Annotated in this window: 23 protein-coding genes and 1 pseudogene; 10 read left to right on the forward strand and 14 right to left on the reverse strand. The window is 65.7% G+C overall.

The window, feature by feature from the left end:
* The 4 genes from ACREE8_RS14510 to ACREE8_RS14525 all read right to left on the reverse strand — a co-directional run.
* Positions 1-269: SDR family NAD(P)-dependent oxidoreductase (locus ACREE8_RS14510; RefSeq protein ID WP_431573722.1), on the reverse strand; the 269-nt coding region annotated here is incomplete at its 3' end.
* A 54-nt stretch (positions 270-323) separates the two neighbouring features.
* Positions 324-1331 carry a phosphotransferase enzyme family protein gene (locus ACREE8_RS14515; RefSeq protein ID WP_431573723.1) on the reverse strand — a complete coding sequence of 336 codons (1008 nt, stop codon included), beginning with the start codon at positions 1329-1331 and terminating at the stop codon, positions 324-326.
* 159 nt (positions 1332-1490) lie between these two features.
* Positions 1491-4079 (reverse strand): ATP-binding protein, encoded by a 2589-nt coding sequence (locus ACREE8_RS14520; RefSeq protein WP_431573724.1) that lies wholly within the window; start codon positions 4077-4079, stop codon positions 1491-1493.
* A 204-nt stretch (positions 4080-4283) separates the two neighbouring features.
* Positions 4284-5975: an EAL domain-containing protein gene (locus ACREE8_RS14525; RefSeq protein ID WP_431573725.1), complete on the reverse strand. Its 1692-nt coding sequence runs from the start codon at positions 5973-5975 to the stop codon at positions 4284-4286.
* 283 nt (positions 5976-6258) lie between these two features.
* Here ACREE8_RS14525 and ACREE8_RS14530 point away from each other — a divergent pair, with 283 nt between their 5' ends.
* On the forward strand, positions 6259-6687 hold the full coding sequence (locus ACREE8_RS14530) for a winged helix-turn-helix domain-containing protein (RefSeq protein WP_431573726.1): 429 nt from the start codon (positions 6259-6261) through the stop codon (positions 6685-6687).
* A gap of 19 nt (positions 6688-6706) precedes the next feature.
* Here ACREE8_RS14530 and modC read toward each other — a convergent pair whose 3' ends face one another.
* Genes modC through modA form a run of 3 tightly spaced genes read right to left on the reverse strand, consistent with a single transcriptional unit; the run spans position 6707 to position 9327 of the window.
* Positions 6707-7831, reverse strand: a complete 1125-nt coding sequence (gene modC / locus ACREE8_RS14535) for a molybdenum ABC transporter ATP-binding protein (protein ID WP_431573727.1) — start codon at positions 7829-7831, stop codon at positions 6707-6709.
* Positions 7828-8526, reverse strand: coding sequence for a molybdate ABC transporter permease subunit (gene modB / locus ACREE8_RS14540; protein WP_431573728.1), 699 nt, complete (start codon positions 8524-8526; stop codon positions 7828-7830). Before modB ends, modC begins: the two co-directional genes overlap by 4 nt.
* A gap of 6 nt (positions 8527-8532) precedes the next feature.
* The gene (gene modA / locus ACREE8_RS14545) at positions 8533-9327 is read right to left on the reverse strand and encodes a molybdate ABC transporter substrate-binding protein (RefSeq protein WP_431573729.1); all 795 of its coding nucleotides are present in this window, start codon (positions 9325-9327) and stop codon (positions 8533-8535) included.
* Positions 9328-9594: 267 nt separating this feature from the next.
* On the opposite strand from modA, the gene ACREE8_RS14550 reads away from it, so the two are divergent.
* From ACREE8_RS14550 to ACREE8_RS14560, 3 genes are read left to right on the forward strand one after another with little or no spacing between them, the layout of a single operon-like run.
* A complete protein-coding gene (locus ACREE8_RS14550) occupies positions 9595-10092 on the forward strand; it encodes a MarR family winged helix-turn-helix transcriptional regulator (RefSeq protein ID WP_431573730.1) in 498 nt (165 codons plus the stop codon).
* Complete coding sequence (locus ACREE8_RS14555; RefSeq protein WP_431573731.1) at positions 10085-11251, forward strand: HlyD family secretion protein; 1167 nt, start codon at positions 10085-10087, stop codon at positions 11249-11251. Before ACREE8_RS14550 ends, ACREE8_RS14555 begins: the two co-directional genes overlap by 8 nt.
* On the forward strand, positions 11248-12816 hold the full coding sequence (locus tag ACREE8_RS14560; protein WP_431573732.1) for a DHA2 family efflux MFS transporter permease subunit: 1569 nt from the start codon (positions 11248-11250) through the stop codon (positions 12814-12816). Before ACREE8_RS14555 ends, ACREE8_RS14560 begins: the two co-directional genes overlap by 4 nt.
* A 59-nt stretch (positions 12817-12875) precedes the next feature.
* On the opposite strand, the pseudogene gcvA reads toward ACREE8_RS14560, so the two are convergent.
* Positions 12876-13787, reverse strand: a pseudogene (gene gcvA / locus ACREE8_RS14565) (transcriptional regulator GcvA); the annotation flags it as partial.
* Between the two features lie 178 nt (positions 13788-13965).
* On the opposite strand from gcvA, the gene tauD reads away from it, so the two are divergent.
* Entirely contained in the window at positions 13966-14820 is an 855-nt protein-coding gene (gene tauD / locus ACREE8_RS14570) for a taurine dioxygenase (protein WP_431573733.1), read from the forward strand.
* A 29-nt stretch (positions 14821-14849) separates the two neighbouring features.
* Positions 14850-16262 (forward strand): FAD/NAD(P)-binding protein, encoded by a 1413-nt coding sequence (locus ACREE8_RS14575; protein ID WP_431573734.1) that lies wholly within the window; start codon positions 14850-14852, stop codon positions 16260-16262.
* A 49-nt stretch (positions 16263-16311) separates the two neighbouring features.
* On the opposite strand, the gene ACREE8_RS14580 is transcribed toward ACREE8_RS14575, so the two are convergent.
* On the reverse strand, positions 16312-17208 hold the full coding sequence (locus ACREE8_RS14580; protein ID WP_431573735.1) for a hypothetical protein: 897 nt from the start codon (positions 17206-17208) through the stop codon (positions 16312-16314).
* Positions 17209-17292: 84 nt separating this feature from the next.
* Positions 17293-18096 carry a M55 family metallopeptidase gene (locus ACREE8_RS14585; RefSeq protein WP_431573736.1) on the reverse strand — a complete coding sequence of 268 codons (804 nt, stop codon included), beginning with the start codon at positions 18094-18096 and terminating at the stop codon, positions 17293-17295.
* 130 nt (positions 18097-18226) lie between these two features.
* Between ACREE8_RS14585 and ACREE8_RS14590 the strand changes: the two genes are divergently transcribed.
* Entirely contained in the window at positions 18227-18625 is a 399-nt protein-coding gene (locus ACREE8_RS14590) for a VOC family protein (protein WP_431573737.1), read from the forward strand.
* Positions 18626-18628: 3 nt separating this feature from the next.
* Here the strand turns inward: ACREE8_RS14590 and ACREE8_RS14595 are convergent, their stop codons facing one another.
* The 3 genes from ACREE8_RS14595 to arfB form a co-directional block, all read right to left on the reverse strand.
* A complete protein-coding gene (locus tag ACREE8_RS14595) occupies positions 18629-19393 on the reverse strand; it encodes an SDR family NAD(P)-dependent oxidoreductase (protein ID WP_431573738.1) in 765 nt (254 codons plus the stop codon).
* Positions 19394-19426: 33 nt separating this feature from the next.
* The gene (locus ACREE8_RS14600; protein WP_431573739.1) at positions 19427-20197 is read right to left on the reverse strand and encodes an aspartyl/asparaginyl beta-hydroxylase domain-containing protein; all 771 of its coding nucleotides are present in this window, start codon (positions 20195-20197) and stop codon (positions 19427-19429) included.
* A 184-nt stretch (positions 20198-20381) separates the two neighbouring features.
* Complete coding sequence (gene arfB, locus ACREE8_RS14605; RefSeq protein WP_431573740.1) at positions 20382-20804, reverse strand: alternative ribosome rescue aminoacyl-tRNA hydrolase ArfB; 423 nt, start codon at positions 20802-20804, stop codon at positions 20382-20384.
* A gap of 161 nt (positions 20805-20965) precedes the next feature.
* On the opposite strand from arfB, the gene ACREE8_RS14610 reads away from it, so the two are divergent.
* Complete coding sequence (locus ACREE8_RS14610) at positions 20966-21862, forward strand: oxidoreductase (protein ID WP_431573741.1); 897 nt, start codon at positions 20966-20968, stop codon at positions 21860-21862.
* A gap of 674 nt (positions 21863-22536) precedes the next feature.
* On the opposite strand, the gene ACREE8_RS14615 is transcribed toward ACREE8_RS14610, so the two are convergent.
* Positions 22537-22947 carry a hypothetical protein gene (locus tag ACREE8_RS14615; protein WP_431573742.1) on the reverse strand — a complete coding sequence of 137 codons (411 nt, stop codon included), beginning with the start codon at positions 22945-22947 and terminating at the stop codon, positions 22537-22539.
* Between the two features lie 372 nt (positions 22948-23319).
* Between ACREE8_RS14615 and ACREE8_RS14620 the strand changes: the two genes are divergently transcribed.
* Together ACREE8_RS14620 and ACREE8_RS14625 are read left to right on the forward strand one after the other, a co-directional pair.
* Entirely contained in the window at positions 23320-24141 is an 822-nt protein-coding gene (locus tag ACREE8_RS14620; RefSeq protein WP_431573743.1) for a TauD/TfdA dioxygenase family protein, read from the forward strand.
* Between the two features lie 7 nt (positions 24142-24148).
* A partial coding sequence (locus ACREE8_RS14625; RefSeq protein WP_431573744.1) for an amidohydrolase family protein occupies positions 24149-25013 on the forward strand: 865 nt, incomplete at its 3' end.

Raw genomic sequence — 25013 nt, forward strand, 5'->3', positions numbered from 1 at the left:
GCGCAGAGGATATCGATCCCCCCATGACGCGAGATGGCGGCCTCCGACATCTTCTCCATATCGGCGGGTTTGCTGACGTCGCCGACGAAGGCCGAGGCCGCGCCGCCGGCCTGCTTGATCGCCTCGACGGTCTTCTCCGCCTCGGCCTGGTGGCGCGAGACCACCAGCACCTTCGCGCCCTTGCTGGCGAAGACCTGGGCGATACCCTTGCCGATACCCTTGCTGCCGCCGGTGACGACGACGGAACGTCCTGCAATCGAAGTCAGCATGTCCAATTCCTCCCATGGCCCCCGCAGGGTTCGTCCCTGCGATCGATTTCGGTGTCAGGCGAAACGGCCGAGATATTGCTCCGCCAAGCGGCAGCTTCCCTGCGTATAGGGTGCGCCCAGGCTCTTGGCCAGGTCGGTCTCGGCATGCGATCCGATCCAGGCCACCAGCAGCAGGCGGCGGAACATGATGAAGGTCGGGATCTCGGTCTCCTCCTCGCGCGAGAGGCGGATCACCTTGCTGTATCCCTTGAGCCAGGATTGAACCAGGTCGGGCACATCCGGACGATGCTCGATGAAGCTCAACGCTGTGCCGAGATCGTAGAGATACCAGCTGATGCCGCAATCGTCGAAATCGATGACCTTGGTGCGGGTCCCGTCGATCAGAAGATTGGCCAGACGGATGTCAGCGTGGCAGAGCCCGAAGCGCTCGCGCGACTTGCCGAAGCGCTCGAGGCGCCGGCCGATGGTCTTTTCCATCCGCCCCAGGATCTCCAGGGTCGGCTGGTCCACGCCGAAGCTGTCCTGCCAGCGGCCCCAGGTCGGGTTGGGGCCGAAGGCGGTCTCGAAGTCCCACACATGGCGGGTGAATCCCGGCGGCAGGATCCAGCCCGCGGCATGGCGATGCATATGCGCCGAAACCTCGCCCAGCCGCTCGAACGGGCCCAGCAACTCGTCCTCGGCCGGCTCCTTGCCGTCGAGGAAGGTGAACATCACGGCATGGCGCGGATGATCCAGCTCGGGGCTGCGGAGTGTCTGGATGACCGTGCCGTCTTTGGCCGGGATGGTCTCGGGCGTCTCCACCCCCGCCTGCCGGCGCAGCGCCTCCATCCATTGCAGCTCGGAGCGGATCGCCTCCTGGCTGTGATAGCCGACGCGATGGACGCGCAGGATCGACCGGCCGCCGCTATCGGGATCGTCGATCCGATAAGTCACGTTCTCCGAATGATTGATCATGGTCGCGCGGGCCGCGGGAGAGAGCCCCCAGCGCGGGAGCGATCGCTCCACCATCCGTCCGATCCGTGCCAGCAGCTCCGCCGCCGGCAGCGCTTCCGTCGTCGCCATGCCCGATCCCCTGGCCGTCAATCGGCAGAGCCGTCCCGCATCCACTCTTAGAGAGAGGCTCCCAGGGGCACTTGACCGCAGATGGCGCCAATTTGACAAGCGGGTTGCAAGGCAAGGCGCCCCGGGGTCCGCGACGCACCGGATCTGCGGGTTCCCGGATCAGCCGGTCTGATCCAGGACCGCACGCAACTGCCGGGCCAGCTCCTCGCGCCGGTAGGGCTTGGTGAGGATCGGCACGACGAAGCCGGGCTCGAGCTCGCGTTCCTTGGCGCTCATGGCGCCGGGGAATCCGGAGGTGAGCAGGAGCCTCACGCCCGGACGGCGGTGGCGGAACTCGCGCACCAGGTCGAGGCCGCTGACATGGCCGCTCATCACCACATCCGAGAAGACCAGGTCGATCTTTTCCTGGCCGTTGGCGATCTCGAGGGCCTGCGCGCCGTCGGCGGCTTCGATGACAAGGTAGCCCAGATCGCGAAGCTGACCGCCCACCAGACGGCGAAGCTCGAGATTGTCCTCGACGACCAGCACCGTCTCGCGCACCTGGACCGCCGAAGGCGTCGGCGCGGAAACGCCCGCCTCCCGGAATCTTCCGATCAGGCGCGGCAGGTACAGCCGGATCGTGGTGCCGCGACCGACCTCGCTATAGATCTTCATATGGCCGGAGGACTGCTTGACGAAGCCATAGACCATGGCCAATCCCAGCCCGGTGCCCTTCCCTTCCCTTTTTGTCGTGAAGAAAGGCTCGGCCGCACGGGCCAGCACGTCCGGCGGCATGCCGTGGCCGTTGTCGGTCACCTCGACCACGACATAATCGCCCGCCAGAAGCCCCGGCTCGCGCGACGCGTAGTCCTTGTCGAGATGCGTGTTGCGGGTCTGGATCAGGAGCCGCCCGCCGGACGGCATCGCATCGCGCGCATTGATGGCGAGATTGGTGAGCGCGCTTTCGAGCTGCACCGCATCGATATTGACCGGCCATAGCTCGGCCTGCAGTTCCCTGTCGACAGTGATGGTCTCGCCGAGCGAATGCTCGAGCAGCTGGCAGACATTGTCGATGAGCTGGTTGACATCGACGGGCGCCGGCTCCAGCGGCTGGCGCCGCGCAAACGCCAGGAGCGCGCGGGTCAGATCGGCGCCGCGCAGCGCGGCGCGCAACGCGCCATTGAGCAGTCTCGCGTTCCGGCTCTCGGCGCTGAACGCGTTGCCGATCAGGTCGAGATTGCCGATGACCACCGCCAGCAGATTGTTGAAGTCATGCGCCACGCCCCCCGTCAGCTGCCCGACCGCTTCCATCTTCTGGGCCTGGCGCAGCTGGTCCTCGAGCAACACCAGATCGGTGACATCGCTGGCGACATAGACGGCGCCGGGCAGCTCCCCTTCGTCGCTCGTGAGGGTGGCCGAGCGCACCGAGACGTCGCGCCGGCGGCCGTCGGCGGTCAACAGGCTGGCGGTGCCGTCGATCATGCGTCCTTCGGCGATGGCGCGCCCGAGGTCGGGCGCATCGGGTTCGTCGCTTGTCATCGGCCGCGGGCGATAGGGATGGCCGACCGCATCGACGGCCGAAACGCCGAACAAGCGCTCGGCCGCCATGTTCCAGACGGTGACCGCGGCCCGGTTGTCGATGCAGACGATGGCCGCAGGCGAAGACTGAATGACGGCTTCCAGCTCGCGATGGGTCCGGCGCAGCCTGGCGTCACTCATGCTCACGGCGACCGTCAAGGCATCGCGGCGGCGTAACGAGCGTTGCACATAGCTGGTCGCCGCGGCGGTCAGGACCAGGCCCGTGAAGAGGAACAGCCAGGGACCCGGCGTGCGATTGGACTGCACCTCGGCGGGCAGAAACTGGAACAGCAGATAGGCGTTGACCCCCGGCCCTTCGACCCGCTTGGCGATCACCATGCCATCGAGCTCGCTCGGTCGCACCGTACCGATCTCCATGACGAAGTGCCCGGTCGCGGGATCGAAACGCGCAAAATATTGGCGGGTGTCGTCGGCCGGCCAGGGCTGCTCGGAGATATAGATCGCCTCGGTCAACCGGGGCGTGCCCTTGATCGCATTCTCCAGCACGTCATGGAGCGAGAACGAGGCCGCGACCACACCGACGATGCTGGCCTGACGATCGGCAATGGTGCTGGGAACGCGCCCGCCCTTATAAACGGGGGCCGCGAACAGGATCTCGGTCGCCTCGCCGTCGGGCCAGCCCCAGCTGTGATAGGGCCGCGAGACCCGGACGGCGCCGCTGAACCAGGCGCGGATCAGCACCTCGCGGGTCGCGGCCAGCGCGTCCGCGTCGAGAGCGGGCGGGCTTTCCTGGCTCGTCAGGTCGCCGGGGATGTAGCGCAGCGGTGTCTGGAATCCCGGATCCGACGGCGGCGTCGATGTCGCGTCCTGGTTCGAGCTGACATGGGCCGAGAGGTAGGGCCACCAGTAATAAGCACGCGGCTTGTTGTCGACATAGTTCCCGCGAATGGCGGCCCAGCGCGCGAAGGTCACCGCGTCGGGCGCCACACCGTCGGCCCCTTCAGTGGCGAGAAAGGTCGCGAACCCCCCGACCGGTGTGCCGACCGACCGGAATTTCGACTCCAGATCCTTGGCCCGCCACTCGGCACGATAATCGAGCGCGAGATGGAGCCGCTCGCTTTCCCCGTCATAGAAGAGGTAGGCGCCTGCGGCTGACGCCAGCAGACCCAAAAGCACCGTCAGCAAGACCGGCATCCAACGGCCGAACCGGGTGCCGAGAGGAGCTTTCATCGCCTGCCCTCGTCAGCGGACATGCCGATCCGTACCCCCCGCGATGCCGCTTGAGACATCACCCGCCAAGGCCCGAACCCGGCCCTGTCGGCATGGTCGGCTCGATCCTCCGCCCGGTCAACCCGTGCCCCACAGGGTCGGCGCGGCCCTGCGTCGGTCCTTGCAGCATCGATGAGAGATCCGCGAGCCTGCCGACCCCGACGGTCAGCCCCAGGTTTCGCGAACGCCGCCGCGCCGCGCGCGGACACGGGGTTGAGCCGGCGCTTCGGCCACCGGCAGAGCCAGCGGCGGCTTGTAGGTCGGACGGTCGGTCGGCTTTCCGAACAGCCAGCCCTGGCCCAGCTCCACGCCGATCTGGCGCAACGCGGTCGCTTCTTCGGGATTCTCGATCTGCTCGGCCACGGTGCGCACGCCGAGCTTCGTGCAGAGATCGACCAGGCTCTCGATCATGGCGCGATCGCGGCTGTCCTTCAGCACGCGGCGGATATAGAGACCGTCGATCTTGACCCAATCGACCTTGAGCGCGCGCAGATATTGGAACGACGCCGAGCCGGCGCCGAAATCGTCGAGGCAGACCTCGAAGCCGCGTTGGCGGATCCGCTGAACGATGGCGTCGAGCCGCGACAGATCCTTGATCTCGGCGCTTTCGGTGATCTCCAGCGCGATGCGCCCGGAAAGCTTGGGATGCTGGGCGAGCTCGCGCTGCACCAGGCCGGCGAAGAGATCGCTTCCGAGCGACCGGCCGGAGATGTTGACCGCGACGATCAGGCGCGGATCGGTCTCGGCCGCTTCCAGCATGTTGCAGACCTTCATCAGCACGGCGATGTCGAAATCTTCGACCAGGCCGGTCTCTTCGGCGAAGCGGATCGCCTCATAGGGCGAGGTCTCGGCCTCGAAGCGGCTCAGCACCTCGAAGTGATGCAGCGATTTGTCGGCGAGGGTGACGATCGGCTGATAGACGATCTTGAAGTCGTCATGCTTGACCATGCGGCCGAAGGCGTCGATCCGCTCCATGGTGGCATTCACCAGCGCGTCGAAGGTCGCTGCCAGGCCGCCATCGATGGCGGCGTCGCTGCCGCCTTCCGTCAGCTTGTCGATGCTGTATTTGACCGCGCGCATGATGCCCTCGGGGCTGAGCTCGCCCGCCGACATCTCGACGTTCCGGGTCACCGGGAGGATGCCCTGCCCTTCACGATCGGCATCCTTGGTCAGCTTCTCGATGGCATGGACCACCGCATGGGTCGGCTTGTCGGCTTCATGCAGATAACCGAACTGCTCGTCCGCGACCTGACCGGCGGTCTGACCGTCCAGCGATCCGGCGCGCAAGGCGGCGCCGATCCGCTGCATCAGGCTCCGCGCGGTCTGGTCGTCGAGGCTGCCCTTGAGTCGGGTCAGGCCGGGCAGTTCGAGAAACGTCAAGGCGAGGCGAAGATCGAGCGCTTTCGAGGCCGCCACGATCTCCGCGGTCCGGTCGCTCAACGCGTCCTTGCCGAGCAGGCCGCCGGGCCCGGTGGCCTCGGGTGTCTTGATCGAGGAGAAGGCGCTGGCCGTGAGCTGCGAGATCGCGCAGGCGATACGATCGGGCTGCTGCGGCAGCCGGCAGGCGTTGAACAGCACGCGTCGGTTCACCTCGGGCCGGCGACCGCGGAGGCGGATCATCACCGGGCCGTAACGGCCGCCGACATCGAGGGCTTCGACCAGCGCCTCGACCAGCGGGGAGTCATCCTCCGCCACCAGATCGCGCCAGAGACGGCCCTCGAGCGTCTTCTCGTCCTCGTCGAAAAAGATGTTGGCGGCCCCGATGGCAAACGAGACGCGGCCCTCCCCGTCCAGCTCGATCAGAAGATCGGCCGCGGCAAAGGCGAAGGCCATGTAGCGAATCGTCTGCAACGTCACAACTGCTCGCGGCTTCAGACGGATCGGGGCAGTCGAAGCCTGACCCGGATTGGTTGAGGAAGGGTGAAGCTTGGGGCGTAAATCCCCTGAAAAGCCAGCGTTTTTGAGCGTTTTCCGAAGAGGGGATCGGAATCCAATGGCGCGACTGAAGGCCTTGGGATAAGCCTCCGCCAGGGGAACGGAAGGCTCGGATGGCCGCTTGGTCAAAAAGGCCCCGCTCCCTTAAGCTTGGCGGACAGACCGGGCGGGTGACCCGACCCTTCCGGCCAATGGGGGAGAGATCTTGACCACTGCACCGGTCCGCCATCGGTCCGTTTCCAAAAGTCCCGTCTCGGAACCGCTGGCCAGCCTGAAATCGAAGCATGAACTCGCCATCCGCCTCACCCTGGCACCGGGACTGATGATCGGGCCCGGCAAGATCGCGCTGCTGGAGAGCGTCCGGGCCGAAGGATCGATCTCCGCCGCCGCCCGGGCCATGGGCATGAGCTACAAACGTGCCTGGGAGCTGGTCGACGAGATGAACTCGACCTTCACCAAGCCGCCGGTCGTCACGACCAAGGGCGGCAAGACCGGCGGCGGTGCGCTCCTGAGCGAGATCGGGCTCGAGCTGATCCGGGCCTACCGCGCGCTCGAAGAAGCGTCGCTTCGGAACTTCCATACTCAGTTCGCCGAACTCCGTCCGCAACTGCGCAAGCGCGCAGCACGCGGCTGACGGACCCGGGCTCTCGACCTCAGACCTCTTCGCGCCCGCGCCCCGGACTTTCCGGATATTGCCCGAAGCTTTTCTGGTCGATGGCGACAGTCTTGACGATCGCGAAGACCTCGCGGCCCGGGGCCAGGCGCAGCTCCGTCATGGAGCGGCGCGTGATGCGCGCCTGGATCCTGCCCTCGCCCACCGCGATCGTAACCTCGCCGATCGGCCGCCCGTCGTCCTGGAGTGCCGTGACGCGCCCGGCGAGGATGTTGAGCGCGCTGATATGAGCGGGTCGTTCGGTCGCGATCATCACGTCGCGCGCGCGGATGAGCACCCGCAACCGGCTTCCGACCGGATTGTCGAGATGCGGCACCCGCAGCGGACCACCGGCGGTTTCCAGCTCGGTGAGGCCGAATTCCGCGTCATGCGCGACCACATGGGCGTCGAGCACCGACCCCGCCTCATAGCGGCCGGCCGCGGGGAAGAGATCGGGACGGCCCATCACATCCTCGACCGGTCCGCTCGCGACGATCTTGCCGGCGGAAAGCAGGATCATGGTGGTGGCCAGTCGCACCACCTCCGGCACCGAATGGCTGACATAGAGGATCGGCAGATCGAGCCCGTCGCGCAACCGCTCGAGATAGGGGAGGATCTCGCCCTTGCGGGCGTCGTCGAGCGAGGCCAACGGCTCGTCCATCAGGAGGATCGCGGGATCCGACAGAATGGCGCGGCCGATGGCGACACGCTGCTTCTCGCCGCCCGACAAGGATGACGGACGCCGGCTCAGCAGGTCGCCGATGCCCAGGAGCTCCACGATCTGATCGACCGAGCCCAGCCGGAAGCGCCGGCCCCGGAACCAGGAGCCATAGAGCAGATTCTGGCGCACCGTCAGATGGGGAAAAAGCCGGCTCTCCTGGAACACATAGCCGACGCGCCGGCGATGGCTCGGCAGATTGACGCGCGCGTCGCTATCGAAGAGGGCGCGGCCATCGACCAGGATCCGTCCGCGATCCGGGCGCACCAAGCCGGCGACCATGTTGACCAGCGTGGTCTTGCCCGATCCCGACTGGCCGAAGAGCGCGGTGACGCCGGGGCCGGTACGGAACGACGCCGCGAGCTCGAACGAGGGTCGCGACAGCGCGACATCGACCTCGAGCGTCACGCGGCCACGACCCGCCGCGCCAGATGACGCGCGAAGACTTCCGACAGCATCAGGGCCCCGAGCGAGATGGCCACCGAGACCAGCACCAGGCGCAGCGCATGTTCCTCGCCACCCGGCACCTGCGTGTAGGTATAGATCGCCGTCGGCAGGGTCTGGGTCTCACCCGGAATATTGGAGACGAAGGTGATCGTGGCGCCGAACTCGCCCAGCGCCTTGCCGAACATGAGGGTCATGCCCGCGAGCAGGCCGGGCACGGAGAGCGGCAGGGTCACCGTCAGGAACACCCAAGCCGGCCGGGCACCCAGGGTGCCGGCCGCGGATTCCAGCCGCTGGTCGACCGCCTCGATCGACAGCCGCACGGCGCGCACCAGGAAGGGAAAACCCATCACGGCCGCGGCAAGCGCGGCGCCGGTCCAGCGGAAGGCGAAGACGATCCCGAACGCGGATTCGAGGAACTCGCCCAGGGGACCGCGGCGTCCGAACAGGAGCAGGAGGATATAGCCGGTCACCACCGGCGGCAGGATCAGAGGCAGATGCACCAGCCCATTGACCAGCGACTTACCCCAGAACTCGCATCGCGCCAGCAGCAGGGCGACCAGCACGCCGACCGGCGTGCTGGCGACCACGGCACAGAGAGCCACCTTCAGGCTGAGGCCGATTGCGACCAGTTCTTCAGGACTGAAGGAGAAGTTCACCCTGGCTTATTTCAGGACCTCGAAGCCCTGCCCCTCGAACACCTTGTGGGCATCCTCGGTCCCCAGGAATTGCAGGAATGCGGCTGCATCGGGGTTGGTCGAGGACGCGGTCTGGGCGACAGGATAGATGATCGGCGCGTGGCTGTCGGCGGGGAAGGTGTCCACGACCTTGACCTTGGGCTCGGCGGCGGCGTCGGTCTGATAGACGATGCCGAGCGGCGCTTCGCCCTGGGCGATGAAGGCGAGCGCGGCGCGGACATTCTCGGCCTGGGCCAGCTTGTCCTTCACGCTGTCCCATACACCCAGCTTCTCCAGCGAGGCCTTGGCATATTTGCCGGCGGGCACCGACGCCGGATCGGCCACCGCGAGCTTGCCGTCGCCCAGCGCCTTCGCCAGGGCGAAGCCCGGCGCGATCTTGAGCGAGACGCTGCTGTCGGCCGGCGCCACCAGGACCAGCTTGTTGCCCAGGAGATTGCGGCGCGTGTCGTTCTTGATGAGGTTCTTGTTGGCGAGATAGTCCATCCAGTCGAGATCGGCCGAGATGAAGATGTCGGCGGGAGCCCCCTGCTCGATCTGTTTCGCCAGCGCGGAGCTGCCGGCATAGGAGATCGTCACCTTATGGCCGGTCTTGGCTTCATAGGCCTTGGCCACATCATCCAGCGCGTTCTTGAGGCTGGCGGCCGCGAAAATAATGGGGTCGGCGGCCAACGCCATGACCGGCGCCACCATCAATCCCAGCGCGACCACACCCGCCATCAACGACGCCACGAAACGGCGACGATTCTCATTCCGCAACGACATGCTCGATCCCCTTTGAGGTTCCATATAGCTGCGCGAACATATCGTACGTTGTAGCCGCTTGGGAATAACGACGGCGGGATTCCCGGCGCCCTCTTCCTGGCAAAAATGGCAATTTCTTTACATAATCAAGCTGTGAGGTCATCGGCCGGAAGCCGCCAAGAACTCCCTAGTCATCTGTTTATTCGAGGTAATTATGATTTCTGTTGAAACTTTACCCAGGGCATATTATAAGCACACTCATAATATGCCTCACCAAGGATCCCCGGTATGGCCGATTACAACCCCGAACGCAGTTTCGGTTTCCTGCTCTATGACGCGGCCCGTCTGTTGCGGCGCGATTTCGATCGCCGCGCGCGAAGCCTCGGTCTGACGCGTTCGCAATGGTCGGTGCTGGCGCATCTCAAGCGCAATGAAGGCTCGAACCAGGCGACGGTCGCCGACACGCTCGAGCTCGAACCGATCACGCTGGTCCGTCTGCTCGACCGGCTGGAGGCCGCGGGATGGGTCGAGCGTCGCCCCGACCCCGACGACCGACGCGCGCGGCAGCTGTTTTTGAAAGACAAGGCGCGCCCCGTGCTCGAGCAACTCATGGCCCTGGCAGCGGAGACCCGTGCCGTCGCCTTGGCCGGCATCGACGAACATGAACAGGACGCTCTCATCGAGGCCCTCATCAAGGTGCGGGCCAATCTCACCAGCCGCGACCTCGTCGCCGAGAAAACGACGAACGATGCGGCAGAACCCGAAGTGGCCGTGAATCATGCCTGACGGATCCAATAGCAGCGTCTCCTCCCCCCACGACGCTGAAGACATCATCGCGGCACAACGCGACGCCGCCGCCCGACGCCGCCTCGCCCGCCGCCGTTTCTGGCGGCGCCTGCTGCTGCCCGCGATTCCGCTGCTCGTGCTGCTCGTCGCCGGCTATGTCTACGTCACCGGCGGCCGCTATGTCGGCACCGACAACGCCTATGTGCGCGCCCATATGGTCTCGGTCAGCGCCGACATCTCGGCCCGCGTGACCCATGTCCTCGTTCACGAGAACGAGGAGGTCGCGGCCGGCCAGCCTTTGTTCGAGCTCGACAAAGAGCCGCTGCAGATCGCGCTCGACCGCGCCCAAGCCAATCTCGACAATGTCCGCAACAACATCGTCGCCCTCAAGGCCGCCTATCATCAGCGCCAGGAGGACCTCCAATCCGCCCAGACGCAGATCGATTTCGCGGAGCGCGAATATAAGCGCCGCGAGAAGATGGTGCAGACGCATGTCGTTTCGGAGTCCGACTACGATCAGGCCCGCACGCAATACCAGGTCGCGATCAGCGCCGCCGGCAGCGTGAAGCAGGACATCCAGCGCATCATGGCCGAGCTCGGCGGCGATCCCGACATCGCGCCCGAGAACCATCCGCAATATCTGGCGGCGCTCGCCCAGGTGAACCAGGCGGCGCTCGATCTCAAGCGAGCGACGGTGCTGGCCCCGATCGCCGGCATCGTCAGCATGGTCGATCATCTGCGTCCGGGCGACTATGTGAACGAAGGCGCTCCGGCCTTCAGCCTGGTCGCCTCGGATTCGCTCTGGATCGAAGCCAACATGAAGGAGACGGACCTCACCTATGTGAAGCCCGGCGACAAGGCGACGATCACGGTCGACACCTATCCGGGTGTTGAGTTCCCCGCGGTCGTGGATAGCGTCGGCGCCGCCACGGGCGCCGAGTTCAGCATCCTTCCGCCGCAGAACTCCTCGGGCAACTGGGTCAAGGTGGTGCAGCGCATTCCCGTCCGGCTGGTGCTTTTGCCCAACAACGACCTGCCCGCCTTGAAGTCCGGCATGAGCGTGCTGGTCGATATCGACACCCAGCATCACCGCGTGCTGCCGAGCTTCGTCCGCTCGGCGCTCGCCTGGGTCGGCGGCAATAGCGGAGCCTCTCAATGAGCAGCGCCGCCGCCGGCTCACCCGGCGCGGCCGCTGCGCCCGCCGGGCGGATCGGCCATGTCGGGGCCATCACCGTCTGCGTGATGCTGGCGACCATCATGCAGGCGCTCGATACGACGATCGCCAATGTCGCGCTCCCGCATATGCAAGGCAGCCTGTCGGCGACCCAGGACCAGATCTCCTGGGTGCTGACCTCCTATATCGTGGCGGCAGCGATCATGACGCCGCCGACCGGCGTCCTCGCCGCCAAGTTCGGGCGCAAGCGCCTCTTCATCTGGGCCGTCAGCGGTTTCACCGTGGCCTCGATGCTCTGCGGCATCGCCACCTCGCTCGAGGAGATGGTGGTGTTCCGGTTGCTGCAAGGCGTGTTCGGCGCTGCCCTGGTGCCGCTGTCGCAATCGGTGCTGCTCGACACCTATCCGCGCGAGAAACACGGCCAAGCCATGGCGCTCTGGGGCGTGGGCGTGATGGTCGGCCCGATCCTGGGCCCGACGCTCGGCGGCTATCTGACCGAGGTCTATAACTGGCGCTGGGTCTTCTACATCAACCTGCCCTTCGGCATCCTCGCGCTGCTCGGCATCATGGCCTTCCTGCCCGAGACCGAACGCGACCATAAGCGTCGCTTCGACATTTTCGGCTTCGCCATGCTCAGCATCGCGATCGGCGCCCTGCAGATGATGCTCGACCGCGGCGAGCTACTCGACTGGTTCGGCTCGACCGAGATCATCATCGAGACGGTCGTCGCCGGCACCTGCTTCGCCCTGTTCCTGGTGCAGACCTTCACCCATCAGCACCCGTTCCTCGAGCCCGCGATCTTCCACGACCGCAATCTCTCGATCGGACTGATCATCATCTTCCTGGTAGGCGTGATCCTGCTGGCAACCATGGCGCTGCTCCCACCTTATCTGCAGAACCTCATGGACTATCCCGTCATCGCCACAGGATTCATCTTGGCGCCGCGCGGCGTCGGCACAATGGTCGCGATGATGGTGGTGGGCAAATTGATCAACCGCTTCGATCAGCGCGTCCTAATCGGCATCGGTCTCGCGCTGGCGGCCTATTCATTGTGGCAAATGGTGGGTTTCACGCCCGACGTGTCGCAATGGACCCTGGTCGAGAGCGGCATCATCCAGGGGCTGGGGCTGGGCTTCATCTTCGTGCCCTTGAGCACGATCACCTTCTCGACCCTGGCGCCGCGCTACCGCACCGAGGCCGCCGGCCTCTTCAGCCTGATGCGCAATGTCGGCAGCTCGATCGGCATCTCGGTCGTGATCGCGATGCTGTCGCGCAACACCCAGATCAATCATTCCGAGATCGCCGAGCATGTCACGCCCTATGGCATGATGATGCAGTCGCCCTGGATGCCGTCCTTCTGGTCGCCCGCGACGCAGATCGGCCTCGCCGCCCTGAATGGCGAGGTGACGCGCCAAGCCTCAGCCATCGCCTATGTCGACGATTTCCTGCTGATGATGTGGGTGACATTGCTGGCGGCCCCGCTCCTGCTGCTGCTGCGCAAGCCGCGCCGCGCCACGGGCGAGATTCCGGCGGCCGCGATCCCCGACTGATCGAACGCCGCGTCGGGCGTGACCACGACCTCGGCACCCGCAATGGTGTCGTCGGTGCCGGTGAGCTCGTCGAAGATCCATTGCCGCATCGCCTGGAGTTTCGGCGACGAAGCGCGGTTGGGCGGATAGACGAGGAAATAGGCGAACTCCATTTCCATCGCCTTGCCGGGCAACCGCACCAGCCGTCCGGCATCGATATCGGCCCCCACGAGCGAGGGCGCCGCCAGCGCCACCCCCAATCCTGCAAGTGCCGCCTCGATCGCCAGTACCGAGTGATCGAAGTGCGGTCCCTTGCGCCAATCGACGACATCGTCGATGCCGGCCGCCTTCAGCCACATCTTCCAACCCGGAAAGGCCTTGTGCTGGTCGCTGCTGTCGTCATGGAGCAGCGTCACGGTCTGGAGAAACCGCGCCAGATCGCCGGGCTCGTGGCGGGCGACCAGGGCCGGACTGCAGACCGGGAACAGGCGGTCGCGCAGGAACTGTTCGGCCGTCAGCCCCGGATAGCCGCCGCGGCCATAGCGAATCGCCAGATCGACCCGGTCGGTCTCGAAATCGGTGAGGTCGGCGCTGGCCTTGACGTTGACCTCGATTCCGGGATGCCGCGCCATGAAACGGCTGAGGCGCGGCAGTAACCATTTCGTGGCGAAGGACGGCGCCACCGAAATCGTGAGCGAGCCTTCATCCTCGCTGCCGACATCCAGCAGCGCCAAGGTGTCATGGAGTTGCCCGAAGGCATCGTCGATGCCCGGCAGGATCCGCGAGCCGGTCTCGGTCAGGACCAGCCCTTTCTTGGTCCGCTCGAACAGCGGAACCCCCAGGGAATCCTCCAGAAGCCGGACCTGCTGGCTCACGGCCGCGGCCGTGACATGGAGCTCGCCCGCCGCCTGAACCAGGCTGCCATGGCGGGCGGCCGCCCAAAAGGCCCGGAGGGCGTTGAGGGAAGGAAGGCGTCGGGAACCTGCAACCATCGTGAACCTCCCGCTATCCGAAAGAATCTCTTAATTGCCGATCAGTTTAGTAGTGATTAAAAAGAAGGGCAAGGCTAAAGACGAATCCCCGGGCTCAAGCTCGATTTCACCAGGGCCGCCAAGGGGAAACGTCCACCTAAGCCGGGGTCGCCTTCACCCACGCCAACGGGAGCTTCCGATGAACCACATTCTTCTGGCCCGCCGTCTGACCGTGACGCCCCTCAGCCCCGCCATCGGCGCCGTCATCGAGGGCGTCAACCTGGCCCGGCCCCTGGATGCCCAGAACCACGCCCGGATCGAGCAGGCCCTCCTGGCCCATAAGGTCATCTTCTTCGAGGACCAGAACCTCACGCCCGACCAGCAGCGCGATTTCGCGGCGCGCTTCGGCAAGCTCCATATCCACCCGATCTACCCGACGGTCGAAGGCACGCCCGAGGTCCTGGTGCTCGATACCCATGAGGGCAACCCGCCGGACAACGACACCTGGCATAGCGACGTGACCTTCATCGAGACGCCGCCGCTGGGGGCCGTGCTCTATGCCAAGCAGCTCCCGCCCATCGGTGGCGACACCATCTGGTCGAACAGCATCGCCGCTTACGAAACGCTCTCGACCTCGATGCGGACATTGCTCGACGGCCTGACCGCGACGCATGATTTCGAGAAGTCGTTTCCGCGTTCGCGCTATGCGACGACGCCGGACGACGAAGCCAAATGGCTGCGGACGCGCGCGACCCATCGCCCCGTCGTCCATCCGGTGGTCCGCACCCATCCGCAGACCGGACGCAAGGGGCTCTTCGTCAATGAGGGCTTCACCACCCACATCAACGAGCTCACCCGCGGCGAGAGCGACAGCCTGCTGCGCTACATTTTCACCCATGTCGCGCGGCCCGAATTCACCGTGCGTCACCGCTGGAAGCCGAACACGGTGGCGATGTGGGACAACCGCTGCACCCAGCATTACGCGCTCGCCGATTATCTTCCGAACCGGCGCGTGATGCATCGCGCCACGATCCTCGGCGACCGTCCGCACTGATTCTTCCACCGACTCCAAGGGGTGCTGCCATGGCCGGCCAGCAAGGCAAGACCATCGCGATCGTCGGTGGCGGGTTCAGCGGCTCGCTGCTCGCCTTTCATCTGCTCAACCGATGCGCGCCGCAGGATCGGATTCTCCTGATCGAGCGCAATCGCCGCTTCGGCCTGGGCCTCGCCTATTCGACCGGCAATTCGAACCATCTCCTGAACGTGCGCGCCGGCAATATGAGCGCGATCTCCGAGCGGCCCTCGCACTTCGTCGAGTGGCTGCGCAACCTGCCGGCCGAGGAGCTGGCCCAGCTGGCCGAGCCGCCGGGGCCGACCGGCTTCGTGCCGCGCGGCCTTTTCGGCCGCTATATCCAGCATCTGCTGGGCGATCGGATCTGGCGCGAAGGCCGGAGCCGGCAGCTCGATCTCGTGACCGACGAAGCGGTCGCGCTGCATCGCCGGGATCGGGGCTGGGAGATCGAGCTGGCGATGGGGCGCAAGATCGCGGTCGACGAGGCGGTGCTGGCGATCGGCAATTTCCCGCCCGCGGGCTCGACCCCGGGCTATCATGGCGATCCCTGGGACACGAACACCTTCGCCGGCCTCGGGCCCGATCGCGCGGTGCTGACGCTGGGCACCGGCCTCACCATGATCGACACGGTGATCTCGCTGCTCGACCGCGGCCATCGCGGACCGATCTATGCGCTGTCGCGCCGGGGACTCCTGCCGCGCGTCCATCTGCGCACGCAAGGCGGCGCCCTGCCCGCCCCCTGGGTGTTCGAGGAGCCTCCGCGCGGAACCTCGCTGGTAAGGCTGGTGCAGCTGGTGCGGGCGACCTGCAAGGAGGCCGAGGCGCAGGGTCGCGGCTGGCGCGTGGTGATCGACGGTCTCCGCCCCCATACGCAGCGGCTCTGGCAGGAGCTGTCGCTTCAGGAACGGGCGCGCTTCCTGCGTCATTTGCGGCCCTGGTGGGATGCACATCGCCATCGCACCGCACCGCAGATCTTGGAGCGCATCCTCGAGGCCCGCGACAGCGGCCAGCTTCGTCTCCTGGCCGGACGCATCACCGCGAAGGATCGCCGTCCTTCGGCCTTCGCCGTGACGGTGGCGCCCCGCGGCGGACAGATCCCGCTCTCGCTGACGGTCGATCGCATCATCGACTGTTCGGGCCCGCGCACCGACTGCACGAAGATCGATCAGTCTTTGCTGCGCCAGCTTCTGCGCGAGGGGCAGATACGTCCCGATCCGCTGCGTCTCGGGATCGAGGTCGAACCGGACGGCGCGGTCGTCGGCCGCAATGGCAAGACGGCGTCGGATCTCTTCGCGATCGGCCCGATCACCAAAGGCACCTTCTGGGAGATCGTCGCCGTCCCCGATATCCGGGTGACCTGCGAGCGGCTGGCGGAGCGGCTGATTCCGGTGCAGGCCGCGCAGGTGACTGCGCGGGCATCCTAGGAAGCCGCAGATCTCTTCCGCATGATGTCGCCGCGGGCTGGCGCCGGGGCTAGAGGGAAACGTCGAAGTCGACGATCGCCCCCGGCGCAAAGGAGAATTTCTGCCCGTTCAGAGCCTGGACGGAATTCCCGGCCTTATCTGTGCCTTCGACGGAGATCGCATAGACTTTCCCCGGTTCCACGACATAGCCACCGTTTTGTGGAAAGCGGTTGACGTTGCGGAGCAGGAGCTCGGTCAGCGCCTGATGCTGAAATGTGATGGTGCCGGCGATCGGCACCGGCGACGTGGCATCAACAGCGCCGAGGTCGCGGAGCTTGACATAGACCGGACCCTTGGCCGTGACGCGCTTTACCCGGACCGCCACCCATGCCTTGTCGGCCGGGGGCTTGGCCGGGAGCTCATCGCGGCGTTCGCTGCGATAGCCCAGCGCATACATGATGTTGTAAACGCCGGCGCTGCCGCCGGCCAAAATCAGCGCAGTGACGAACTTCGACACCGGTCCGGACGAAACCGGATCCTTCATATAGGCGGATAGCAGGCTCGCCATGACGTCGAGGCTGAACGCGTTCACGATGATCAGCGACACGATGACCATGATGATGGTCTTGACGCCGCGCCGGTCGAAATAGGCCAGGAACACGCGCCAATTGAACAATACCGAAAACGCGTTCTCAAGCAGGACCGCGACCACGAACAGCACGGTGAGCGCGGCGAGCGATTTCGTGTAGATCTCGGTATCGCCAAGATCGATCGCGCCATCGGCCGCAAGAGCCGCAACGGGCATGGCCAGCAGCGCCCCGCCTGCAATCAGCGTAAATCTCGATGTCCCCATTGTCGTTCCCCTGTCTGGAGGCAGCTCGGACTCGAGCCCGCCACAAGTCGAACGTTCATGTCGCTGCGTTTGGGCTCGGAAGACGAAAAGGGGCCGGCCAGATCGCCGATCCAAGCCTGCGATGGGCCCGATATCCTATACCCCACCGAAGACAATCCCATCCCATAAAGGGCAGTCGTCGTCGCGAACGAAGCGGTCCTAGTCCCTGAGGGTGAACTTCACCGCGCGCATCACCTCGAAGAAATCACCGGTCTCGAAGCCGATCGTGCGGTCGCCCAGATGCTTGGCGCCCGGATAGAACGAGGCCTGATAGGCATTCACCGGGTTGGTGTATTTGATCTGCAGGGTGAAGGCGTTGGGCAGGCGGATCTTCATCGAGGCCAGATCCTCCTGCAGCGCTGTGTTGACGCCCTCGCGGATGCCGCGCTGGGCACGCGCCGGCGAGACGCTGACGGTCGAGGGCCCGACGCCGCGGCTGGTGGCGTAGATCCCGATCTTCGGGTTCACCTTCCTGACGTCGGCGCAGAGGCCTTCGTCGCCCGAGACGAAGGCGACCGGCACGCCGAGCGTGGCGGCGGCATAGGTGTGGAGCATGAATTCCGACGCCGGCTCCCCATTGATACGCATCTCGGCCACGTTCAGCGACATGGTGTGGGCAAGCGGATTGCCCTCGGCACCGGCGCGCGAGTGATAGCCGACCAGGACCAGCGCATCGAAGCTCTCGTCCAGCTCCTGTACCATCGAATAGGGATGGCCGCTCCAGCCGCGCACGATGCGCGCGCATTCCGGCAACTGGTTTACATAGATGTTGCGGCCGGAATCATGCGCGTCCTTGATCAGGATATCGGTCGCCCCGGCGGCGATCGCGCCCTCGCAGGCCGCCACCACCTCGCGGGTCATTTCCTCGCGAAATTCCGGATAGGCCGGATTGTTGCGGTCGGCCTCATCCCAATGGGTGATGCCGGCGGTGCCTTCGATATCGGCGCTGATATAGACCTTCACGTGGATACTCCGTAACGGGACCGGTTCGGACCCGCACCGTTCCGCGAGAAGGGCGGTCTTGTCAATTGCGCCGGCGGCGGGCGATGCTGCCCGAACGGCGAAGGCCACGCGCTCACCCCGGAAGGACGCCATGACAGCCCAGGGCATGAACCATTTCACGATCCTGGCCGAAGACCTCGGCGCCACCGTGACGTTCTATACCGAGTTTCTGGGGCTCAAGGACGGCTACCGCCCCGATCTGGGCTTTCCGGGCGCCTGGATGTATGCGCAGGCGCCAATCGACCATACCGGCCAGGCGGTGCTCCATATCATCGCCGGACGGCCCATGCCCAATCCCCGGTCGGGCGTGATCGACCATATGGCCTACACCGCCAAGGGCATGGCCGCGACCGTGGCCAAGCTCGAGGCCCATGGCGTCAAATATATGAAGCGGAAACAGGCCGGCCTCGCCGGCACCTGGCAGGTGTTCTTCCACGACCCCAATGGCGCGCGCGTCGAATTGGATTTCGCGGCGGCCGAAGGCGACTGAGCCTCAGCCCTTCTTCGCGAAACGGCTGAGCAGCGCGACGCGCAGGCCTGCCGGCAGGCCTCGCACCAGCACCAGCGCCAACCGCAGGCTCATCGGATAGATGTAGCAAGCCCGACGCGCGAGGATCGCCTTGACCGTCCGTTCGGTCATCGACGGCAGCGACATGGCGAGCGGCTTGCGCTTCTTCCTGTTGCCCTTATCGACGAAGCCCGGATAGAGCAGCGTCACGTCGATGCCGGACGGCACCAGGTCGATCTGCAGGCTTTCCGCGAATTTCGCAACCGCGGCCTTGGCGGCGCTGTAGCCCGCAGCCCCCGGCAATCCCAGCAGCGCCGCCAGGCTGCTCATGAAGACGAGATGCCCCTGCCCGCGCTTTAGCATGAAGGGCAGCGCCGCCTCGACGATATGGACCGTGCCGAGATAATTGAGCCGCATGGTGGCATCGACCGCGGCGGCATCGAGCTTGGATCCCGCCGCCGGCTTGCCGCCGCCGGCATTGGCGATGACCCGTGCGATCGGGCCGAAAGATCGCTCGATCTCCGCTGTCGCCGCCTGAACGGCCGCACGGTCGGTGACATCGCAGACGAAGGCCGTCGCGCGACCGCCATTCTTGGCGATCTCGGCAACCACCTCATCGAGCAAGGGCTGGCGCCGCGCGAGCAAGGCCACCGGCTCGCCCCGCCGGGCAAGCGCAATCGCCAGGCTGCGACCGATCCCCTCCGAGGCGCCGGTGATGATAGTAACGCCGGAGCTGGTGCCTGCGCTCATGGTGGATCCGGGCGAGCGCTGCGGGCGAACGCCTTAGCGCGCCGCCGCTTCCCAATCGTGGTAGTTGGCTTCGAACCGATCTTCCCACTGGATCATGTTGCGCTTGGCGTCGCGGAAATAGGGCGACTGCTTGAGCGCCCAGATCGAGAAGCGATGGGCGGCACGGCCGAGCGGCCGCATCGGCCGGTCGAAATCGAGCAGCAGGATGGCGCGCGTCTCGTCGGTGTTGTTCGAGACCTCATGCTCGTAGGAATCGTCGAACACGATGCAGCGCCCCTCGCGCCAGACGATTTTTTCCTTGTCCACGCGCATGGAGCAGCGCTCCGGCTCGGCCGGGACCTTCAGCCCCAGATGGGCGCGCAGGATTCCCTTGGTCACGCCGCTATGGGGCGGGATGTGGTAGTTCGGCCCGATGATCGAGAACCAGGCCGATTGCAGATGGGGAATGCCGGCCAGGAGTGCTGCGGTCTTGGGACAGACCCCGCAATTGCGTTCGCTGCGCTCGCCGAAGCCATAGAAGACGAACGCCTTCCAATGGCCGGCCTTCGAGATGCGCTTCTGGTCGGGCGAGATCTCGTGGAACGAGGGCAGCTTCTCGGGATCGGCATAGATCCGCTCGAATTCGGTGCGGACGTCCTGCCAATGCGCCTCGAGCGGCGCCAGGAAGGGGAACAGCTTCAGATCGAGCACGGGGCTGTTGGGCACGGTGGATTGCGCCGCCAGCAGCCGCCCCAGACGGAACCGGGCCTTCTTGCCGAAGCGCACCACGCGCTTGCCGAGCCATGACCGCTTCATACCCGCCATCGAACCCGTCCTCTCGAGACGCCTGGCCGGCCGGGCCTTGGCCCCGCCGGCACTCACGAGCCGGACCATAATATGGCCGGATTGCTTTTCCAATCAGGGCGTTCGCGGCCCATCCGCACAGGGCGCCGGAACCGCCCAGCCCCCGGGCGGCCGCCCCGGAACCGCTTCATCCCCTGCCCTACGATCAATCCCCATCCGATTGATTGCGCCGGAGGTTCTTGATCCCGGCCGTCCGCTTCTTGCCGTCGAGCCGGCGGCGCTTGGAGGCCAAGGTCGGACGGGTGGGACGGCGGATGATCGGCCGCTCGGCGGCCTGGCGAATCAGCTCGAGCAGCCGTTCGAGAGCATCCTCCCGATTCCGTTCCCGCTCGCGATGGCGCTGCGCCGTGATGACGATGACGCCGTCACGGGTCAGCCGCTTGCCGGCCAGCCGCTCGAGCCGCGCCCGCACCTCGTCCGAAAAGGACGGCGAATGGCGCACGTCGAAGCGCAGCTGCACCGCGGTCGAGAGCTTGTTGACGTTCTGGCCGCCCGGGCCGGACGCGCGGATGAAGCTCTCCGCGATCTCCGACTCGTTGAGGGCGATGCTGCGTGTGACCCGAATCATGGGCGGCAGGTTAGCCGACGCGTTGGGGCGGCGTCTCCTGCCCCATCACATCCGCGGAAGCATCGTTCCTCCGGCGACCACAAGAATGGCTCGCCGGCAATGACAGCTACCATTTGGCAGGTCTCAGGTGCCTTCTTTCAATTTTATGCAACGAACCCCACATGGCTCCTGCGGTTGATAAGGACAGTGCCATGTCGAAGGTCTGGCTGATTACCGGCAGTTCCAGGGGACTGGGCCGGATGCTCGCCGAAGCGGTCCTGGCCCACGGGGATAACCTCGTCGCGACGGCGCGGAATCCGGCGCAGCTCGCCGACCTGGTCGAGCGTTACGGCAATCAGGTTCGCGCGGTCGCCCTCGACGTGACCGACGCGCGCGCCTCTGCCGATGCTGTCCGAACCGCGGTCGACACCTTCGGCAGCCTCGATAGGCTCGTCAACAATGCGGGCTATGGCGATGTCGGTTCGATCGAGGATACAGACCTCGCCGACTTCCGCGCGCAGATCGAGACCAACCTGTTCGGCGTCATCAGCATGACCAAGGCCGCGATCCCCGTCATGCGGGAGCAGCGGTCGGGCCATATCATCCAGATCTCCTCCATCGGCGGACGGATCGGACCACCCGGCCGCGCCGCCTATTCGGCTGCCAAATTTGGCGTCGAAGGCTTCTCGGAGGTTCTCTCCAAAGAGGTCGCTTCCCTCGGCATCAAGGTGACCATCGTCGAGCTAGGCGGATTTCGCACCGACTTTGCGGGAGCATCGACGACCATTCGCGAGGGCCGCCCGGACTATGACGCCACGGTCGGCCGGATGGCCCGTTATCAACGCGACTTCAACGGTGCCCAGCCCGGCGATCCCGCCAAGGCAGCAGCCGTGATCATCCACATCGCGGGCCTCGACGAACCGCCGCTTCGCCTGTTGCTTGGCAGCGACGCTGTTCATGGCGCCGAGCAGAACGATCTCGCGCGCCTGGAGGCCGACAGGAAGTGGCGCGAGTTGAGCCTCTCGACCGATTTCGAGACAGGCAGCGACCCCAAGGCCTATCCCTGGGAACAACGATAACGATCAGGCCGTCGTACCAAGCCGTCGATCACGCCCGCTGAGATTGATAGCCTCAACCGCCCTGCCCGCGCCCATGCGGCCGGCCGACGCGCATGCGGCCCCGCCCCTGATTGTGGGGCGACTTCGTGTGGTGGTCGCCCCAGCCGGGCTTTGGGCCCTGATTGAAAGGCACGCGCGACGGGTTGGCTGGGTGCGGCTTCGCGACGGCCGGGGCATTGCCCGGCGCAGTCGAAGCCGCCGGCGGCGCAGGTTCGGCTTTCGGTTTTTCCGAAACGGCACTCGGCGCGGGCTTTGCGGGCGCTGGCTTTGACGGCACCGCTTTGGCCGGGGCCATCATATAGGCGGGGTCGACCTCATGGGCCGAACAGGCCGGCGAGGCGAAGTCGCCACCCTCATCCGCGCCCGGCGCCGGCGGCTGTTTGGCCGCCGAACGCCGGGTTGCGGGCTTCGCTGTCTCCGGCGTCTTGGCTTTGGCCGCCTGAGATTTGACGGCCTCAGGCTTGGCCTTGGGGGACGCCGCTTTCGGCTTGCGAGTCATACCGGGACACCCTCTTTTCAGGGCGGCACCAGGACGGTGGGGCATCCGGAAGGGCTGCCGAACCGCGCCGCCGGGATCAGGGGGTCAAGAATCCGCCAGCCGCTCGCAGGCCGTCAAGGGTGGTCGTGACGCCGGATCACATCACCTTGTCGAGCAGGGTCTGGGCCGCCGTGGCGTCGGCCTTCGCCTTGGCGAGATCGGACGAGGTCGCCCCCGCCTGGGCCTTCGCCAGCGCCTGCTTCAGCAGCTTCTTGTCGGCCGGGTTGGTGTTATCGGTCATGGCGCCGTTGCCCATATCCTTGCAGGGATTGGCGACATTGGCGTCGAAACCCTTGCCCTTCGGGCCGACCAGGCAATTGATCGTCATATGAAGATGGCTCTCGACCGTCTTGAGGTCGGTGGCGCTGGCGGCCATACCGGCATGCTGACCGGCGGTCGCCGCTTCCTTGGAAAGATCGGCCGCGAATGCGGCGGTGGCGACGGCGATCAGGCTGACGGCCCCGAAGCCGAGAACGCGAAGCCCTTTGGACATACGAATGCTGATCATGAGTGGCTGCCTCCAATGGCATATCTGTTTGCGATGCCGCCGGACAGGCCCAACACGAGGCCGTCCGCGGCGGGCTCTGATTTCGACCGTGATTGTGTCATTTCTTGGGGATTAAGGTCCTATGGCGTCGATTTCATGAAATCCCAAGGTTCAATTCATGAAATTAAGAACAATGACCAAAGCCTCATGAATAAAACGCCATGACGACTTGAGGAAACCCTGAGATTTTGTCAGACCGGTCGCGACGCCGGCCCTTCGGGTGGCGCCCCTACCCTTGCCGCCACGCTGCTGGCATTCTGTCCGGGAAGACTCCGCCTTTCGGGCCGGTAAACCCGACGGGCAGGCCACAACAGGGAGCCTTGCGACACGCCCATGCGCCTCGTGCCCTTCACCGCCCATTTCGGCGCCGAGATCCATGACTACGACCTGACCCAGGTCGGCGACGACATCGCCGCGGCCAACCTGCGCAAGCTCCTGACCGAGAAATTCGTGCTGGTGTTTCGCGGCCAGACCCTGACGCCCGATGCCCATGTCCGACTTGGCCATGTGTTCGGCACCCCTGCCCCGCGCCACCCGCTCTATGACCATGTGCCCGGCCATGAGCCGATCATGATCATCCGCAACGACAAGGACCATCCGCCCGAGAACGAGGTCTGGCACAGCGACCTCAGCTGCAAGGCCCATCCGCCTGCCGTCTCGATCCTCCATGGCGTGACCCTGCCACCCTCGGGCGGCGACACGCTCTGGTGCAACATGCATGCGGTCCATGACGCGCTCTCGGCACCGATGCGCCAGTTCCTCGGCGGCCTTACCGCCGTTCATGATTTCCAGACCGGCTTCGCCTATGTGCGCGACCGCAAGGAAGAGCGCACCACGGTGCTGGACCAGGTCGAGCGCGAGGCCAACCGCACGCGCCACCCGATCATCAAGCCGCATCCCAAGACCGGCCGCCCGCTGATCTATGTGAACGAGTCCTTCACCAGCCATATCCATGAGCTGCCGGAGCATGAGGGCCGGCCGATCCTGCGCATGCTGTTCGACATGGTGAAGAACGCGACCTTCCAGATGCGGCTGCGCTGGGAGCCCGGCACCGTGGTGATGTGGGACAATATGGCGACCCAGCATTTCGCGGTCGGCGATCATTACCCGCAGGTGCGCGAGATGCATCGCGTCACGGTGCTGCCGGCGGCGTGAGCTCCCCATGTCGGGTAATCTCGCGATCCGGAACGTCCATATCCTGGGCGGGCCCGCCGTCGATCTGGTAATCCGTGAGGGCCGCGTCGCCGCGATCGGGCTGGGTCTCGCCGCGCCCGGCATCGAGACGCTCGACGGCAAAGGCAAGCTTCTTTTGCCCGGCCTGGTCGAAAGCCACACCCATCTCGACAAGACGCTCTGGGGCATGCCCTGGCGTCCGAACAGCGCCGGCCCGACGCTGAAGGACTATATCGAGAATGAGCGCCGCATCCTGCGCGAGGTGACGGTGCCGGTCGCCAGGCGCGCCGGCGGCCTGCTCGAGGCTTGCATCGCCAAGGGCACGCTCCATGTCCGCTCGCATATCGACATCGATCCCGAGTTCGGCCTCACGCATGTCGAGGCCATGCTGGCCTTGCGCGAGCGCTATCGCGATCTGGTCGAGATGCAGTTCGTGGTATTTCCGCAGACCGGCCTGCTGATCCGCCCCGGCACCGCCGAGCTCATGGAAGAGGCCTTAAAACTCGGCGTCGAGACCGTGGGCGGACTCGATCCCGCCGGCATCGACCGCGACCCGATCCGCCATCTCGAGACCGTTTTCGGGCTCGCGACCAAATATGGCCGCGGCGTCGACATCCATCTCCATGACCGCGAGGAGTTCGGCGTCTGGCAGATCGAGCGCATCGCCGATTTCACGGCGGCGAACGGCCTCAAGGGCAAGGTCATGGTCAGCCATGCCTATTGCCTCGGCCAGGTGCCTCGCAGCCGGATCGAGAAACTCGCCCGGCGCCTGGCCGATCTCGATATCAGCCTGATGACCTCGGCGCCGGCCGACACCGAGATTCCGCCCGCCACTTACTTGCGCGAGATCGGCG

It is taken from the genome of Hypericibacter sp. (assembly GCF_050729195.1).
GTDB lineage: Bacteria > Pseudomonadota > Alphaproteobacteria > Dongiales > Dongiaceae > Hypericibacter.

Excerpts from the sequence above, each read along its gene's own strand:
- ACREE8_RS14515 (WP_431573723.1), bottom strand. The coding sequence starts at position 1,331 with ATGGCGACGACGGAAGCGCTGCCGGCGGCGGAGCTGCTGGCACGGATC.
- ACREE8_RS14520 (WP_431573724.1), bottom strand. The coding sequence starts at position 4,079 with ATGAAAGCTCCTCTCGGCACCCGGTTCGGCCGTTGGATGCCGGTCTTG.
- modA (WP_431573729.1), bottom strand. The coding sequence starts at position 9,327 with ATGTCGTTGCGGAATGAGAATCGTCGCCGTTTCGTGGCGTCGTTGATG.
- ACREE8_RS14550 (WP_431573730.1), top strand. The coding sequence starts at position 9,595 with ATGGCCGATTACAACCCCGAACGCAGTTTCGGTTTCCTGCTCTATGAC.
- ACREE8_RS14555 (WP_431573731.1), top strand. The coding sequence starts at position 10,085 with ATGCCTGACGGATCCAATAGCAGCGTCTCCTCCCCCCACGACGCTGAA.
- ACREE8_RS14560 (WP_431573732.1), top strand. The coding sequence starts at position 11,248 with ATGAGCAGCGCCGCCGCCGGCTCACCCGGCGCGGCCGCTGCGCCCGCC.
- tauD (WP_431573733.1), top strand. The coding sequence starts at position 13,966 with ATGAACCACATTCTTCTGGCCCGCCGTCTGACCGTGACGCCCCTCAGC.
- ACREE8_RS14575 (WP_431573734.1), top strand. The coding sequence starts at position 14,850 with ATGGCCGGCCAGCAAGGCAAGACCATCGCGATCGTCGGTGGCGGGTTC.
- ACREE8_RS14590 (WP_431573737.1), top strand. The coding sequence starts at position 18,227 with ATGACAGCCCAGGGCATGAACCATTTCACGATCCTGGCCGAAGACCTC.
- ACREE8_RS14595 (WP_431573738.1), bottom strand. The coding sequence starts at position 19,393 with ATGAGCGCAGGCACCAGCTCCGGCGTTACTATCATCACCGGCGCCTCG.
- ACREE8_RS14600 (WP_431573739.1), bottom strand. The coding sequence starts at position 20,197 with ATGGCGGGTATGAAGCGGTCATGGCTCGGCAAGCGCGTGGTGCGCTTC.
- arfB (WP_431573740.1), bottom strand. The coding sequence starts at position 20,804 with ATGATTCGGGTCACACGCAGCATCGCCCTCAACGAGTCGGAGATCGCG.
- ACREE8_RS14610 (WP_431573741.1), top strand. The coding sequence starts at position 20,966 with ATGGCTCCTGCGGTTGATAAGGACAGTGCCATGTCGAAGGTCTGGCTG.
- ACREE8_RS14615 (WP_431573742.1), bottom strand. The coding sequence starts at position 22,947 with ATGATCAGCATTCGTATGTCCAAAGGGCTTCGCGTTCTCGGCTTCGGG.
- ACREE8_RS14620 (WP_431573743.1), top strand. The coding sequence starts at position 23,320 with ATGCGCCTCGTGCCCTTCACCGCCCATTTCGGCGCCGAGATCCATGAC.